We start from the raw sequence: 13,809 nt of genomic DNA, 5'->3' as shown, positions 1-13,809 counted from the left end.
CCGCAGCTGCACGCCCACGGCCAGCGCCAGCGCGGCCGCCAGCAGCGCCAGCGCCAGCAGCAGCGCGGAGCGGAAATCGCGGCGCGCCGCATCCAGCTCGGCAACATCGGCCGCCACCAGCACGCGCCAGCGTGGCGCGGCGTCCCCCCACTGCACGGTGCGCTCCAGCACGCGCAGCCGCTGGCCACTCGGCCCGCCGACGTCGTGGCGATGCCAGCCCCCTTCGGGAACCCGGTCGGCTGGCACGTGCAGCCGCTCGTCCCACAACGACGCCGAACGCAGCACAGGGGCCTCCAGCGCCATCCCGGCATCGGCCACCTCCACCTGCCAGTACAAGCCCCCGAACGGACGCTCCCAGCGCGGATCGGGCAGGGGCCGTGCCAGCCGCGGCCACCCCGCCCCGTCGGACTGCAGCGTGGCGAGCAGCTGCACCATCTGATCCTGCAGCCGCGCATCGAACTGCCGCGTCAGGTGGGCATCGAACAGGCGACTCAGGCTCCAGCCGGCCAGCGCCAGCGCCAGCGTCAGCGCCAGCAGCGCCAGCGCCCACAGGCGCCCGTGCAGCGAGCGCCAAGGGACCATCACGGCGCGTCCCCGGACCCGGCCGGCTGCAGCCGATAACCCAGCCCGCGCAACGTCTCGATGGCACCGGCCGGCAGCTTACGCCGCAGCCGCGCGATGAACACCTCGACGGTGTTGGAATCCGGCTCGGCATCGGCGCCGTAGATGTGCTCCGTCAGCTCGGCACGGCCCACCACCTCGCCGGCCCGGTGCATCAGGTACGACAGCACGCGCAGCTCCTGTGCGGTCAGCTCCACCGGTTGCCCGGCAACGGTGAGGCGCTGGGTGCGCGTATCCAGCGCCAGCGCGCCGCAGCGCAGCACCGGCTGCACCACGCCGTGCGAGCGCCGGATCAGCGCGCGCAGTCGCGCCAGCAGTTCCTCCAGGTGGAAAGGTTTGGCCAAGTAGTCGTCCGCACCGGCGTCGATACCGGCCACCTTCTCATGCCAGGCGTCACGCGCGGTCAAAATCAACACGGGGGTGCGCACCCCTTCGTCGCGCCAGCGCTGCAGCACCGTCAGTCCGTCGAGCCGCGGCAGGCCCAAATCCAGCACGATCGCATCGTACGGTTCGACGCCCCCCTGCTCCCAGGCACGACGGCCATCGGCCACCGCATCCACCGCGTAGCCCACCTGCTGCAATGCCCGCTGCAGCTGGCGCGCCAGCGTCGGCTCGTCCTCCACCAGCAACACCTTCATGTCGGTCACCTCAGCGCCGCTTCGGTGCACGCTGCGCCTCGTGCTTGAGGATCTGTGCCGTGGCGGCGTCTACGTACCACTCGACGATACGCCCCCCGGGCTCCAGTACAGTGAACTCGTACACCCAACGCCCGTCCTCGCGCTCGAGGTTGAGGCGGATCACCTCGCCCCCCAGGCGCGGCTGCACCTGCCGCAGGATCTCGCCCAGCGGTCGGATCTGCCCCGCCAGCATGGCGGCGCGGGCGCCCTCATGGTCGATACGCCCATCGGCAGCCGCCCACGGAGTCAGCGTCGCCAGCGCCAAGGCCAGCGCGACGGCAGCGACCGCCCGAGCACCACGCGCACGCCAGCGCCACCGGATCAGCGGCGGCCTGCGCCTGCTCCATCGCCTGCGCCACCTCCTGCAGCGTGCGCGCAAAGTTGGCATCGCCGGCCTAGGGTACCTGCGGGCGGGCATAGTCGTGGCGCACCGCGTACCACGCCATGGACACCGCGCTGCAGGCCTATCTGGAACAGGGCCACGGTGCCGACGCCCTGGCTGCGAGCTGGCGCCATCTGGCCCCGGGCCTGGGTCTGCCACCGCGCTTGCTGACGGTCATGGACTCGCTGCTCGACGCAGCCGAGTCGGCCGCGCTGTTCGACACCGAAGCCTGCGCCTTCAGCCCGCGCGAGCTGCAACACCACCTGCGCGACTGGCTGGACGCGGTGCGGCCGTGAAGGCACAACGGCCGCCGCCGTACGATGCCTCACACATCGATATTCGCCGCCCGCAGCGCATTGGCCTCGATGAACGCGCGGCGCGGCTCGACCTCGTCGCCCATCAGCATCGAAAACACCTTGTCGGCCTCGATGGCGTCTTCGATGCGCACCTGCAGCAAGCGGCGCACCTCGGGGTTCATGGTGGTCTCCCACAGCTGCTCGGGGTTCATCTCGCCCAGCCCCTTGTAGCGCTGCCGGGTGGTGATGCGCTCGGCTTCGGCCAGCAGCCAGCGCATGGCGCTGCGGAAGTCGCTCACCGCCGCCTCGCGCGCACGCTCGCCTTCGCCGCGCACCACCTTGGCGCCTTCGCCCAGCAGACCCTGGAAGGTGCGCGCGGCGTCGGCCAACACGGCGTAGTCAGCGCCGTGCACGAAGTCCTGCGTGATGACGCTGGTGCGGACGTTGCCATGATGGCGGCGACTGATGCGCAGCAGCGGCTTGTCGGCGCGGGCGTCGAACTCGGCCTGCACCGTCGGCGGCGTGCCATTGGTATGGAGGGCCAGCAGCGCCGCCTGCAGCGCGGCGGCGCTTTCGGCCGCCGCCTCCATGGTGTCCAAATTCAACGCCACGCCGTCGGCCACGGCGCGTAGCGCCTCGGCATCCATGAAGGCCGACAGGCGCGCGATCACCGCCTCGGCCGCTTGGTGCTGGCGCGCCAGCTCGGCCAGCGTCTCGCCGGTCAGCACCGTGCCATTCGGGCCGCCGGTGTGCAGGCTGGCGTCCTTGAGCGCCACGCGCAGCATAAACGCCTCCAGCGCGGCGTCGTCCTTCAAGTACAACTCCTCCTTGCCGGCCTTGACCTTGTACAGCGGCGGCTGCGCGATGTAGATGTGGCCACGCTCCACCAACTCGGGCATCTGGCGGTAGAAAAACGTCAGCAGCAGGGTGCGGATGTGCGCACCGTCCACGTCCGCGTCGGTCATGACGATGATGCGGTGGTAGCGCAGCTTGCTGATGTCGAAGTCGTCGGCACCGCTTTTGCCCTTGCCGCCTTCGTCGTCGGTGGAGCGGCCGATGCCGGTGCCCAGGGCCGTGATCAGCGTCAGGATTTCGTTGCTGGACAACAGCTTTTCGTAGCGGGCTTTTTCAACGTTGAGGATCTTGCCGCGCAGGGGCAAAATGGCCTGGAACTTGCGGTCGCGGCCCTGCTTGGCGCTGCCCCCGGCCGAGTCCCCCTCGACGATGTAGATCTCGGACAGCGCGGGGTCTTTTTCCTGGCAGTCGGCCAGCTTGCCGGGCAGCCCGAGGCCATCGAGCACGCCCTTGCGGCGTGTCATCTCGCGCGCCTTGCGCGCGGCCTCACGGGCGCGCGCGGCCTCCACGATCTTGCCACAGATGATCTTGGCGTCGTTGGGGCGCTCCTCCAGGTAGTCGGTCAGCGCCTTGGCGACGATGTCCTCCACCGGCGCGCGCACTTCCGAGGAGACCAGCTTGTCCTTGGTCTGGCTGGAGAACTTGGGCTCGGGCACCTTGACCGACAGCACGCAGCACAGGCCCTCGCGCATGTCGTCGCCGGTCACCTCCACCTTGGCCTTCTTGGCCAGCTCGTTGGCCTCGATGTACTTGCCGATGACGCGCGTCATGGCCGCACGCAGGCCCGTCAGGTGCGTGCCGCCGTCGCGCTGCGGAATGTTGTTGGTAAAACACAGGACCGACTCGTTGTAGCCGTCGTTCCACTGCATGGCCACTTCGACGCCGATTTCGGTGCCCGGAATGCCGCCGTAGCTCTCGGCCGGGCGCGCGCCCGTGGCGTGGAACACCGTCGGGTGCAGCACCTTCTTGCCGGCGTTGATGAACTCGACGAAGCCCTTGACGCCGCCGGCACCGGAAAAATCGTCGGCCTTGCCGGTGCGCTCGTCGATCAGGCGGATGCGCACGCCGTTGTTCAGGAAGCTGAGCTCGCGCAGCCGCTTGGACAGGATCTCGTAGTGAAAGTCGTGGTTTTCGCGGAAGATCTCGGTGTCGGGCAAAAAGTGCACCTCGGTGCCACGCTTGTCGGTGGCGCCGATGACGCGCATCGGCGAGACCTCGACGGGCTGCCCGTCGGGCGCGGTGGCGATCTCCACCAGGCGGTTCTGCACCACGCCGCGCGCAAACTCCAGCACGTGCACCTTGCCGTCGCGGCGCACCGTCAGGCGCAGCCAGCGCGACAGCGCATTGACGCAGCTCACCCCCACGCCGTGCAGGCCGCCGGAGACCTTGTAGCTGTTCTGGTTGAACTTGCCGCCGGCGTGCAACTCGGTCAGTGCGATTTCAGCCGCGCTGCGCTTGGGCTCGTGCTTGTCGTCCCACTTGATGCCGGTGGGGATACCACGCCCGTTGTCCACCACGCTGATGGAGTTGTCGGTGTGGATGGTGACGACGATGTCGTCGCAGTGGCCGGCCAGCGCCTCGTCGATGGAGTTGTCCACCACCTCGAACACCAGGTGGTGCAGGCCAGTGCCGTCGGAGGTATCACCGATGTACATGCCCGGGCGCTTGCGCACCGCCTCCAACCCTTCCAGGATCTGGATGGCATCGGCGCCGTAGCCCGTGCCCGGCGCAGGGGTCTGTTGGGAATCAGTCATGAAAGGGGGTCTGCGTCTGAGCCTCGTCTGCCGGCGCATCTCAAATGCGCATGGGCATGACGACGTACTTGAAATGATCGTCACCCGGAATGGTCATCAGCGCTGAAGCATTGCCGTCCTGCAGCTCGATGCGCACGTGCTCCTGCGCCATGGTGGCCAGCGCCTCGGTCAGGTAGGTGACGTTGAAGCCAATGTCGATGACGTCGCCGCTGTATTCGATGTCGAGCTCGTCGACCGCCTCCTCCTGCTCGGCGTTGTTGGCCGCCACCTGCAGCAGGCCGGGCTCCAGGTGCAGCCGCACACCCTTGAACTTATCGCTGGTCATGATGGCGGCGCGCTGCAGCGCCGCCAGCAGCGGTTGGCGGCCCAACACCACCACGTTGCGATGGGTGCGCGGGATGACGCGGTTGTAGTCGGGAAATTTCCCTTCCACCAGCTTGGTGACGAACTCCATGCCATCAAGCACAAACTTGGCCTGGTTGGCGGCAAAGCGCATCTCGATCGAACCGTCGCGGTCGGACAGCAGCCGCTGCAGCTCCAGCACCGTCTTGCGCGGCAGGATCACCTCCTGCCGGGTGGGCACGTCACCCTCCAGCTCGGCGCTGGCCAGCGCCAGCCGGTGGCCGTCGGTGGCCACCAGCGTCAGCGTGCGCCCTTCGGCCACGAACAGGATGCCGTTGAGGTAGTAGCGAATGTCTTGCACCGCCATCGCAAACGACACGCGCCCCAGCAGCGCCTTGAGGGTCTGCTGCGGCACGGCAAACGCCGGCCCGTAGGTGGGCGACTCCTGCACCAGCGGGAAGTCCTGCGCCGGCAACGTCTGCAGCGTAAAGCGGCTCTTGCCAGCTTTGAGCAGCAGCCGCTCGCCGCTGGATTCGAGCGTGACGCGCTGCTCGGCCGGCAGCGTGCGCAGGATGTCGATGAGCTTGCGTGCGCCCACGGTGGTGGCAAACGGCGCTTCGTCACCCCCCAGATCAGCGGTGGCCCGGATCTGGATTTCCAGGTCGGACGTCGTCAGCTGCGTCAGTGCCCCAACGCGCTGGATGAGCACGTTGGCCAGGATGGGCAGCGTGTGGCGGCGCTCGACGATACCCGCCACGGACTGCAGGGCAGCCAGCAGCCGGTCTTGGGTCGCTTGCAAGACGATCATGCGTGTCAGCCTTTCAGGGTCTGCTCCAACACGTGGAGTTGCTGGTTGAGTTCGGGCTGGGTCTGCCGCTCGGCGGCGATCTTGCGCACCGCGTGCAGCACCGTGGTGTGGTCGCGCCCGCCAAACAGCTCGCCAATCTCGGGCAGGCTTTTCTGCGTCAGCTCCTTGGCCAAGTACATGGCGATCTGGCGCGGCCGTGCGATGTTGGCCGGGCGCTTCTTCGAGTACATGTCGGCGACCTTGATCTTGTAGAAATCGGCCACCGTCTTTTGGATATTTTCGACGCTGATCTGGCGGTTCTGGATCGACAGCAGATCCTTGAGCGCCTCGCGCGCCACGGCAATCGAGATGTCGCGCTGGTTGAAGCGCGCGTAGGCCAGCACCTTGCGCAGCGCGCCCTCGAGCTCACGCACGTTGGAGCGCACATTCTTGGCCACGAAAAACGCCACGTCCTCAGGCAGCACGGTGCCTTCGGCGGCTGCCTTGCTGATCAGAATGGCCACCCGCATCTCCAGCTCCGGTGGCTCGATGGCCACCGTCAACCCCGAGTCGAAGCGCGACACCAGCCGCTCGTGGATGTTGGTCAACCCCTTGGGGTAGGTGTCGCTGGTCATGACGATGTGGCTTTTCTTCGCCAGCAGCGCCTCGAAGGCGTTGAAAAACTCCTCTTGCGTGCGCTCCTTGTTAGCAAAAAACTGCACGTCGTCGATCAGCAGCAGATCCAGGTTGTGGTAGCGCTGCTTGAAGGCGTCGAAGGTCTTGCGCTGGTAGGACTTCACCACGTCCGAGACGAACTGCTCGGCGTGGATATAGAGCACCTTGGCCTCGGGCCACTCCGCCAGCAGCTGGTTGCCAATGGCGTGCACCAGGTGGGTTTTGCCCAGGCCCACCCCGCCGTAGATGAACAGCGGGTTGTACAGCTGCCCCGGGCTGGCGGCCACGTGCATCGCCGCCGCACGCGCCATGCGGTTGGCCGAGCCTTCCACCAACGTGGCAAACGTCAACGCCGGGTTGAGGCGGTGGGTGTGCGGCGGCATGGATTCGGCCACCGCAGGCTCGGCAGGCTGCGGCAACAGCGGCTCGGTGCGGGCCGGACCGGGCGCTGCGGCCCGCGCGCCAGCAGCGGCCGCAGCCGGCCGCGCACCGGCCTCGCGGGGTGCCAGCACCAGCTCCAGCATCACCGGCTGCCCGGCAATCGCCTGCAGCGCCGCGCTGATCTTGCCGGCATATTGAGCGCGCACCCAGTCGAGCTTGAAGCGGTTGGCCACCGCCAGCGTCACGCGCGCGCCGTCGTCGGCCACACGCGCCACCAAAGGCCGAATCCAGGTGTTGATCTGCTGCGGCGGCAACTCCTGCGCCAGCCGCTCCACGCAGGCCGCCCACAGGTCGGCGGGCACACCGGTCAGCCGCGCGTCAGCGGCGTTCGCATCGGACAGGGAACGCGGTGAACTCATGGGTGGGAAGGGGGTCGAAAGCAGGCGGGCGGCGACCTGCCATCGGCGGGATTGTAGCGGCCGCGGCCGACTTATCCACATCTGGCCATCCCCCCGCGGACGTCGCCCTGCCAACGCCCGGCAGCCTCAACGCTGCCGGGCGGGCGGCGCACACGCACTGGCGGCCGCCCCGGCACGCGCCAGGAGCCGCCAGGGCACACCACTCGGTTGGCAGGCAACCGTGCTTTTGCGATAATGTCGGGTTTGTCAGTAGCAAAAACGGGCAGCACTCATGAAACGCACGTACCAACCCTCCAAGATCCGCCGCGCACGCACCCACGGTTTTCTGGTCCGCATGAAGACCCGCGGCGGTCGCGCCGTCATCAACGCCCGCCGCGCCAAGGGCCGCAAGCGCCTGGCCGTCTGAGCGGCTGGCCGTCGCCGGTGCCCGAGCCGCTTCGGCCCGAACCTGCGTCCGCGCCGCGGGCGGTGCCGCAGCGTCTGCGCCAGCGGGCGCAGTTTCAGGCTGTCCTGCGCGCTCCCGCCGTGGTGCACACCGCGCACTTTGCCCTGCATGGCATGGCCACCGATGGTCTGACTGGCACGCGCGGGCGGCCCCTGTTCGCCAACACCGGCCCCTGGCTAGGCACAGTGGTGCCCAAGCGCTGGGCGCGTCGCGCCGTCACACGCAATGCACTCAAGCGCCAGATAGCCGCCGTGGCGGTGGAATGCCCGCTGCCACCCGGGGCGTGGGTGGTGCGGCTGCGCCGCGCCTTTGCCCCGGCAGACTATCCCAGCGCCACGTCGGCAGCGCTGCGCCGCGCTGCGCGCGCCGAGCTGCGCGAGCTGCTGGCGGTGCGCCTGCGCCAGTGGTTGGCTAGCGGCCGCACCATGCCCAGCGCCTGCGCGGTCGGCAGGTCTGCACAACCACCCGCCACCCCTGCAATGCCTGCGCCACTGCCTTCGATTGGGGAGAGTGCATGACGCTGGCGACCCGGCTGCTGATCGCGCTGGTGCAGGGCTACCGGCTGCTGCTCAGCCCTTGGCTGGGGTCGTCGTGTCGCTTCACCCCCACCTGCTCGGCGTACGCGCTGCAGGCGCTGCAGCAGCACGGGGCCGTGGCGGGCAGCTACCTGGCCGCGCGGCGCCTGCTGCGCTGCCACCCCTGGTGCGCTGGTGGCTGCGATCCCGTGCCCGACTCGGTGCCGCGGCTGTTTTCTTTTCTTGACCGACACCCCCCTTCGACATGAGCGATATCCGCCGATCCATCCTGTGGGTGATCTTTGGCTTTTCGATGATCCTGCTGTGGGATCGCTGGCAGATCCACAACGGACAGCCGGCCACCTTCTTCCCGTCGGCCAGCACTGCGGCCCGCCCCGCCACGGCGAGTGCACCGACACCGGCGGCCGACGCCAGCGTGCCGGCGCCCGGCCTCACCCCTGAGCCCCCCCCTTCGGTCAGCACCGCGCAACCTGCACTGCCGCGCCAGCGCTACACGGTGCGCACCGACGTGCTGGAGCTGACCCTAGACAGTGAAGGCGCAACACTGGTGGGCGCGCGGCTGCTCAAGCACGCTGCTGAAACCGGCAAAGCGTTGCGCCATCAATTCACGCCGCTGCAGCTGCTCACCGACGCAGATGGCCGCACCTACGTGGCGCAAAGCGGACTCATCGGTAGCGGCCCGCTACCCACCCACAAAACGCCGATGCGGCTGGTGGAGCCCGCCGATGCGGCGGCGCTGACGCTGGCCGATGGGCAGGATACGCTGACGCTGCGATTTGAGTCGGTGCCGCAGGGTGGTGCCATCCTGCGCAAGACCCTCACGCTGCGGCGCGGCAGCTATGCGCTGCAGGTGCAGCACGAAGTGGTCAACGCGGGTGAAGCGCCGCTGCAGGCGCGCGTGTACCAACAGCTGCTGCGCGACCGCCAGCAGGCGGGCAGCGAGACGCCCTTCTACTCCACCTTCACCGGTCCGGCCGTCTACAGCGACGCGGCCAAGTATCAGAAGGTCAGCTTCGACGACATCGACAAGGGCAAGATCGCGATCCAGCAGCGCGCGCCCGACGGCTACGTGGCCATGGTGCAGCACTACTTCGTCAGCGCCTGGCTGCTGCCCGACGGAGTCGAGCGCGAAAACTTTGTGCGCAAGGTCGATGGCCTGTATGCGGTGGGTCAGATCGGCCCGACGCTGACCGTGGCGCCTGGCGAAAGCGCGCGCTTTGGCGCCCAGCTCTACGTCGGCCCGCAGGAAGAAAAGGTGCTGGAAGCCCTGGCCCCGGGGCTGGAACTGGTCAAGGACTACGGATGGCTGACCATTCTGGCCAAGCCGCTGTACTGGCTGCTGGAAAAAATCCACGGCCTGGTGGGCAACTGGGGCTGGGCGATCGTGGCCCTGGTGGTGCTGATCAAGGCGGCGTTTTACTGGCTCAACGCCAGCGCCTACCGCAGCATGGCCAAGATGAAGGCGATCAACCCGCGCCTCATGGAAATGCGCGAGCGCCTCAAAGACAAGCCGCAGCTGCTGCAGCAGGAAATGATGAAGCTGTATCGGGATGAGAAGGTCAACCCGCTGGGCGGCTGCCTGCCGATCCTGATCCAGATTCCGGTCTTCATTGCGCTGTACTGGGTGCTGCTGGCCAGCGTGGAAATGCGCAACGCGCCGTGGGTCGGCTGGATCGTGGACCTGTCCTCGCCCGACCCGTACTACGTGCTGCCGCTGGTGATGACGCTGACCACCATCGTGCAGACCGCGCTCAACCCGCTGCCGCCCGACCCGCTGCAGGCCAAACTGATGTGGTTGATGCCGCTCATCTTCAGCGTCATATTCTTCTTCTTTCCGGCCGGCCTGGTGCTGTACTGGATCACGAACAATATCCTGACCATCGCCCAGCAGGCGGTCATCAACCACCAAATGGGTGTGCCGCTGAAGTTCAACCTGCCGTCGTTCAAGTGAGCGCGCGCGGGCCGCGACGGGCCTGCCCGGGTCGCGCGACAGCGGCACGCCCGCGGGCCCCGCGGCGGCACGGCTCCTGCGAGACCATCCGCCCATGAACCTGCCGCGCCACCACGAACCGATCGTGGCCATCGCCACTGCGCCGGGACGGGGCGCGGTGGGCATCGTGCGCATATCGGGGCGGGGGGTGGCCGCGCTGCAACCCGCGCTGTTGGGCCGGGCGCTGCGCCCCCGCTACGCGCACTACGGCCCGTTTCTGGACGCTGATGGCCAGGCGCTAGACCACGGCATTGCACTGTGGTTTCCGGCTCCACATTCTTATACCGGCGAAGACGTGCTGGAGCTGCAGGCGCACGGCGGACCGGTGCTGCTGCAGCTGCTGCTGCAGCGCTGCTTGCAGGCGGCCGCCGAAACCGACTCCGCCACCGGTCTGCCCCGGCTGCCCGGGCTGCGGTTGGCACAACCGGGCGAATTCACCGAGCGCGCCTTTCTCAACGGCAAGCTTGACCTGGCCCAGGCCGAGGCGGTGGCCGACCTGATCGACGCCAGCACCGAGGCCGCCGCGCGCAGCGCCAGCCGCTCGCTCAGCGGCGCGTTTTCGCAGGCGGTCGAGCACCTGCGCGACGACCTGATCCACCTGCGCATGCTGGTGGAGGCCACGCTCGACTTCCCCGAGGAAGAGATCGACGTTCTGCAACGGGCCGACGCCGCCGGACAGCTGATGCGGCTGCTCGAACGTGTGGACGAGGTGCTGGCGCGCACGCGCCAAGGGGCGCTGCTGCGTGAGGGCATGCACGTCGTGATTGCCGGGCAGCCCAACGCGGGCAAAAGCTCGCTGCTCAACGCGCTGGCGCAGGCCGAGGTGGCCATCGTCACCCCCATTGCAGGCACCACGCGCGACGTGGTGCAACAAGCCATCCAAATCGAGGGCGTGCCGCTGCACATCATCGACACCGCTGGCTTGCGCGAAGGCGACGAGGTGGATGCCGTGGAGCGCATCGGCATCGAGCGCGCCTGGCAACGCATCGAACAGGCGGATGCGGTGCTGTTCGTGCACGACCTCACGCGCGCCGCTGACCCCGCCTACGCGGCGGCGGATGCCGCCATCCGTGCGCGCCTGCAGGCACAGCTGCCCGCGCGGGTGCCGGTGATCGACGTCTGGAACAAAGCCGACATGCTCGATGGCACATCGCCTGCGTGGGCGGGCAACCCACGGCTGCCGAACGGCATGCCCATCGACCCGTACGCGCCACCCGGAGGGACAGGACCACGCCACGGGAGCCTGAGCGTCTCATCATCGAGCGCCGCCCCCGCGCCTGCGCACGGCACCACGGCGGGTGCCGGCCCCATTTGCCTGTCGGCACGCACCGGCGCCGGGCTGCCCGTGCTGCGCCAGCGGCTGCTGCAAGCGGTAGGTTGGGGCGGCCACACGCCCGAAGGGCTGTTTAGCGCCCGCCAGCGGCACGTCCAGGCGCTGCAACGCGTGCGCGCGCATCTGCTGGCCGCCCAAACCCAGCTCGGCGGCCCGGCACCCGCGCTGGAGCTGCTGGCCGAGGAACTGCGCCTGGCCCAAGAAGCACTGGGCACCATCACCGGCGCGTTCGGCGCCGACGATCTGCTGGGCGTGATTTTTTCGCGTTTTTGCATCGGCAAATGACTCCCGCGTACCCCTCCCCGCCGCCCAGCGCCCGTGCGCAAGCCATCGCGCCCTTCCTCGTTATGCAGGTGGCCAAGGAGGCCGCGGCCTACGCGGCCTCCCTGCCACCCAACGCGCCGCGCATGCTGTATCTGAACATCGGCGAGCCGGACTTCGCTGCCGCGCCTGCGGTGCAGGCCGCCGCCGACGCGGCTATCCGTGCCGGGTTGACGCAGTACACCCCCGCGCTGGGGATGGATACGCTGCGCGAGCGCCTATCGTCCTGGTACCGGCAGCGCTGGGGGCTGGAGATACCGGCGCGGCGCATTGCCATCACCGCCGGCGCCTCGGGGGCGCTGCAACTGGCGGCCATGGCGCTGTTCGACGTCGGCGACGAGGTGTTGCTGCCCGACCCGTGCTACCCGTGCAACCGACAGATCCTGACCAGTCTGGGTATCACCGCCACCGCGCTGCCCACCACCGCCGCGACGCGCTATCAGCCCACGGCCGAGCAGTTGGCCGCGGCCTGGGGCGCGCGCACGCGCGGGGTGATGCTGGCCTCGCCGGCCAACCCCACCGGCACCTCGATCGAGACGGCGGCGTTGGCCGCGGCGCTGCAGGTGGTGCGTGCACGCGGCGGGGCGTTGGTCATGGATGAAATCTATCTGGGGTTGACGTTCGACGCGCGCTACGGCCAGACCGCGCTGGCGCTGGGGGAGGACGTCATCAGCGTCAACAGCTTTTCCAAATATTTCGGGATGACGGGCTGGCGGCTGGGTTGGCTGGTGCTGCCCGAGCCGTTGGTGCCGGTGGTGGAGCGGCTGGCGCAAAACCACACCATCTGCGCCAGCACCGTGGCGCAGCGCGCGGCGTTGGCCTGCTTCGAACCCGAAGCGCTTGCCGAGTACGAACGTCGCCGCGCCGAGTATGCGGCGCGGCGCGACGCGTTTGTGCCCGCGCTGCGCGCACTGGGCTTCGCCGTACCGCTGACCCCAGACGGCGCTTTTTATGTGTGGGCCGACGCCAGCCCGCTGTTTCGGCGCGCGGGCGTCACCGACAGCCTGGGCTTCGTGCGCGCGATGATGACCCACGCGCACGTGGTGGCCACGCCCAGCGCCGACTTTGGGCAGGCCGACGGGGGGCGCTTCGTGCGCTTTTCCATCGCCACCGCGCGCGCCGACCTGGACGAGGCCATCGCGCGCCTGCGCCGTTGGTTGGACTGAAGCCGCACCGGAGGTCAACCAACAGGCGCCCGCAAGGTGCGCGGCTAGTAGCGCACGGTGCGGGCTTGTACTATGATGCCTAATACGTATCACGTATGGATGGATGCTGGTATGCACAGGAAGATGACAATCACGCTTGATGAGGCTGTGTACGAAGGGCTGTATCGGATGGTGGGCAAGCGCCGCATGAGCCAATTCATCGAAGACCTGCTCAGGCCTCATGTGTTGGATACGTCGCTCGATGACGGCTATCGGGCAATGGCTGCTGATGCGGCGCGCGAGGCAGAGGCGATGGAATGGTGCAACGCCCTTGCCGGAGATATGGCTGATGCGGCGCGGTGAAGTGTGGTGGGTCGAGTTTGACCCGGCAGTCGGCAGTGAAGTCCGCAAGACGCGCCCGGCCGTGATCGTGAGCAACGATGCGGCCAACCGGAATCTTTCGCGGGTGGTGGTGGTGCCCGTGACCAGCAGCACCGCCCGACAGTATCCCGGCGAAGCTGTCGTGACCGTTGGCGGGAAGCGCTGCAAGGCGATGGCCGACCAGATCATGGCTGCCGACAAGTCGCGGCTCAAGAATCAGCTCGGCACACTATCCAAGGCGGATATGTTGGCTGTCGAGGATGCAATAAAGGTCCATCTGGCGCTGCCCAGATAGCGGATTTCGGCACTTCAACCTACCCGACACACGAGCCATATCGAAGCCTCAAAAGCGAAGTTCGACGCAGCATTGGCGCGGCTGCGCGAACGCGCACAAGCCGCGCAAGCCTAGGCAGCGGTGCGGTGGCGCCGCACCATGGCCGCCGAGACCACCCCCGACGGGGCTGCAATA

General features: G+C 68.3%; 14 protein-coding genes and 1 pseudogene. 9 read left to right on the top strand and 6 right to left on the bottom strand.

All coding sequences use genetic code 11. The features are described 5' to 3' along the window. From V7Z54_RS06165 to V7Z54_RS06155, 3 genes and pseudogenes are all read right to left on the bottom strand, one after another. Positions 1-585: pseudogene (locus V7Z54_RS06165) on the bottom strand (ATP-binding protein); the annotation flags it as partial. After that, on the bottom strand, positions 582-1,259 hold the full coding sequence (locus tag V7Z54_RS06160) for a response regulator transcription factor (RefSeq protein WP_334135164.1): 678 nt from the start codon (positions 1,257-1,259) through the stop codon (positions 582-584). The pseudogene V7Z54_RS06165 and the gene V7Z54_RS06160, both read right to left, overlap by 4 nt. Before the next feature lie 10 nt (positions 1,260-1,269). Then, complete coding sequence (locus tag V7Z54_RS06155; RefSeq protein WP_334135162.1) at positions 1,270-1,563, bottom strand: PepSY domain-containing protein; 294 nt, start codon at positions 1,561-1,563, stop codon at positions 1,270-1,272. A gap of 179 nt (positions 1,564-1,742) precedes the next feature. Here V7Z54_RS06155 and V7Z54_RS06150 point away from each other — a divergent pair, with 179 nt between their 5' ends. Further along, positions 1,743-1,976, top strand: coding sequence for a hypothetical protein (locus tag V7Z54_RS06150; protein WP_334135161.1), 234 nt, complete (start codon positions 1,743-1,745; stop codon positions 1,974-1,976). A gap of 29 nt (positions 1,977-2,005) precedes the next feature. On the opposite strand, the gene gyrB is transcribed toward V7Z54_RS06150, so the two are convergent. From gyrB to dnaA, 3 genes are read right to left on the bottom strand one after another with little or no spacing between them, the layout of a single operon-like run. Next, entirely contained in the window at positions 2,006-4,585 is a 2,580-nt protein-coding gene (gene gyrB / locus V7Z54_RS06145) for a DNA topoisomerase (ATP-hydrolyzing) subunit B (protein WP_334135160.1), read from the bottom strand. A gap of 40 nt (positions 4,586-4,625) precedes the next feature. Next, entirely contained in the window at positions 4,626-5,735 is a 1,110-nt protein-coding gene (gene dnaN / locus V7Z54_RS06140) for a DNA polymerase III subunit beta (RefSeq protein WP_334135158.1), read from the bottom strand. Positions 5,736-5,740: 5 nt separating this feature from the next. Next, a complete protein-coding gene (gene dnaA, locus V7Z54_RS06135) occupies positions 5,741-7,189 on the bottom strand; it encodes a chromosomal replication initiator protein DnaA (RefSeq protein WP_334135157.1) in 1,449 nt (482 codons plus the stop codon). 271 nt (positions 7,190-7,460) lie between these two features. Here dnaA and rpmH point away from each other — a divergent pair, with 271 nt between their 5' ends. From rpmH to V7Z54_RS06095, 8 genes are all read left to right on the top strand, one after another. Further along, complete coding sequence (gene rpmH, locus V7Z54_RS06130) at positions 7,461-7,595, top strand: 50S ribosomal protein L34 (protein WP_006299042.1); 135 nt, start codon at positions 7,461-7,463, stop codon at positions 7,593-7,595. Between the two features lie 62 nt (positions 7,596-7,657). Then, a complete protein-coding gene (locus V7Z54_RS06125; protein ID WP_334135138.1) occupies positions 7,658-8,152 on the top strand; it encodes a ribonuclease P protein component in 495 nt (164 codons plus the stop codon). A 2-nt stretch (positions 8,153-8,154) separates the two neighbouring features. After that, positions 8,155-8,418: a membrane protein insertion efficiency factor YidD gene (gene yidD / locus V7Z54_RS06120; protein WP_334135165.1), complete on the top strand. Its 264-nt coding sequence runs from the start codon at positions 8,155-8,157 to the stop codon at positions 8,416-8,418. Continuing rightward, positions 8,415-10,121 carry a membrane protein insertase YidC gene (yidC, locus tag V7Z54_RS06115; RefSeq protein ID WP_334135137.1) on the top strand — a complete coding sequence of 569 codons (1,707 nt, stop codon included), beginning with the start codon at positions 8,415-8,417 and terminating at the stop codon, positions 10,119-10,121. Before yidD ends, yidC begins: the two co-directional genes overlap by 4 nt. A 94-nt stretch (positions 10,122-10,215) precedes the next feature. After that, positions 10,216-11,778 (top strand): tRNA uridine-5-carboxymethylaminomethyl(34) synthesis GTPase MnmE, encoded by a 1,563-nt coding sequence (gene mnmE, locus V7Z54_RS06110; protein ID WP_334135134.1) that lies wholly within the window; start codon positions 10,216-10,218, stop codon positions 11,776-11,778. After that, positions 11,775-12,980 carry a pyridoxal phosphate-dependent aminotransferase gene (locus V7Z54_RS06105; RefSeq protein ID WP_334135133.1) on the top strand — a complete coding sequence of 402 codons (1,206 nt, stop codon included), beginning with the start codon at positions 11,775-11,777 and terminating at the stop codon, positions 12,978-12,980. Before mnmE ends, V7Z54_RS06105 begins: the two co-directional genes overlap by 4 nt. A 123-nt stretch (positions 12,981-13,103) precedes the next feature. Then, a complete protein-coding gene (locus tag V7Z54_RS06100; protein ID WP_334135131.1) occupies positions 13,104-13,322 on the top strand; it encodes an addiction module antitoxin in 219 nt (72 codons plus the stop codon). Continuing rightward, the gene (locus V7Z54_RS06095; protein ID WP_334135129.1) at positions 13,309-13,635 is read left to right on the top strand and encodes a type II toxin-antitoxin system PemK/MazF family toxin; all 327 of its coding nucleotides are present in this window, start codon (positions 13,309-13,311) and stop codon (positions 13,633-13,635) included. Before V7Z54_RS06100 ends, V7Z54_RS06095 begins: the two co-directional genes overlap by 14 nt. Positions 13,636-13,809 lie beyond the last annotated feature (174 nt).

The organism is Tepidimonas sp., assembly GCF_036824975.1.
Lineage (GTDB): Bacteria > Pseudomonadota > Gammaproteobacteria > Burkholderiales > Burkholderiaceae_C > Tepidimonas.
This window is presented reverse-complemented; position numbering and strand designations above follow the sequence as displayed.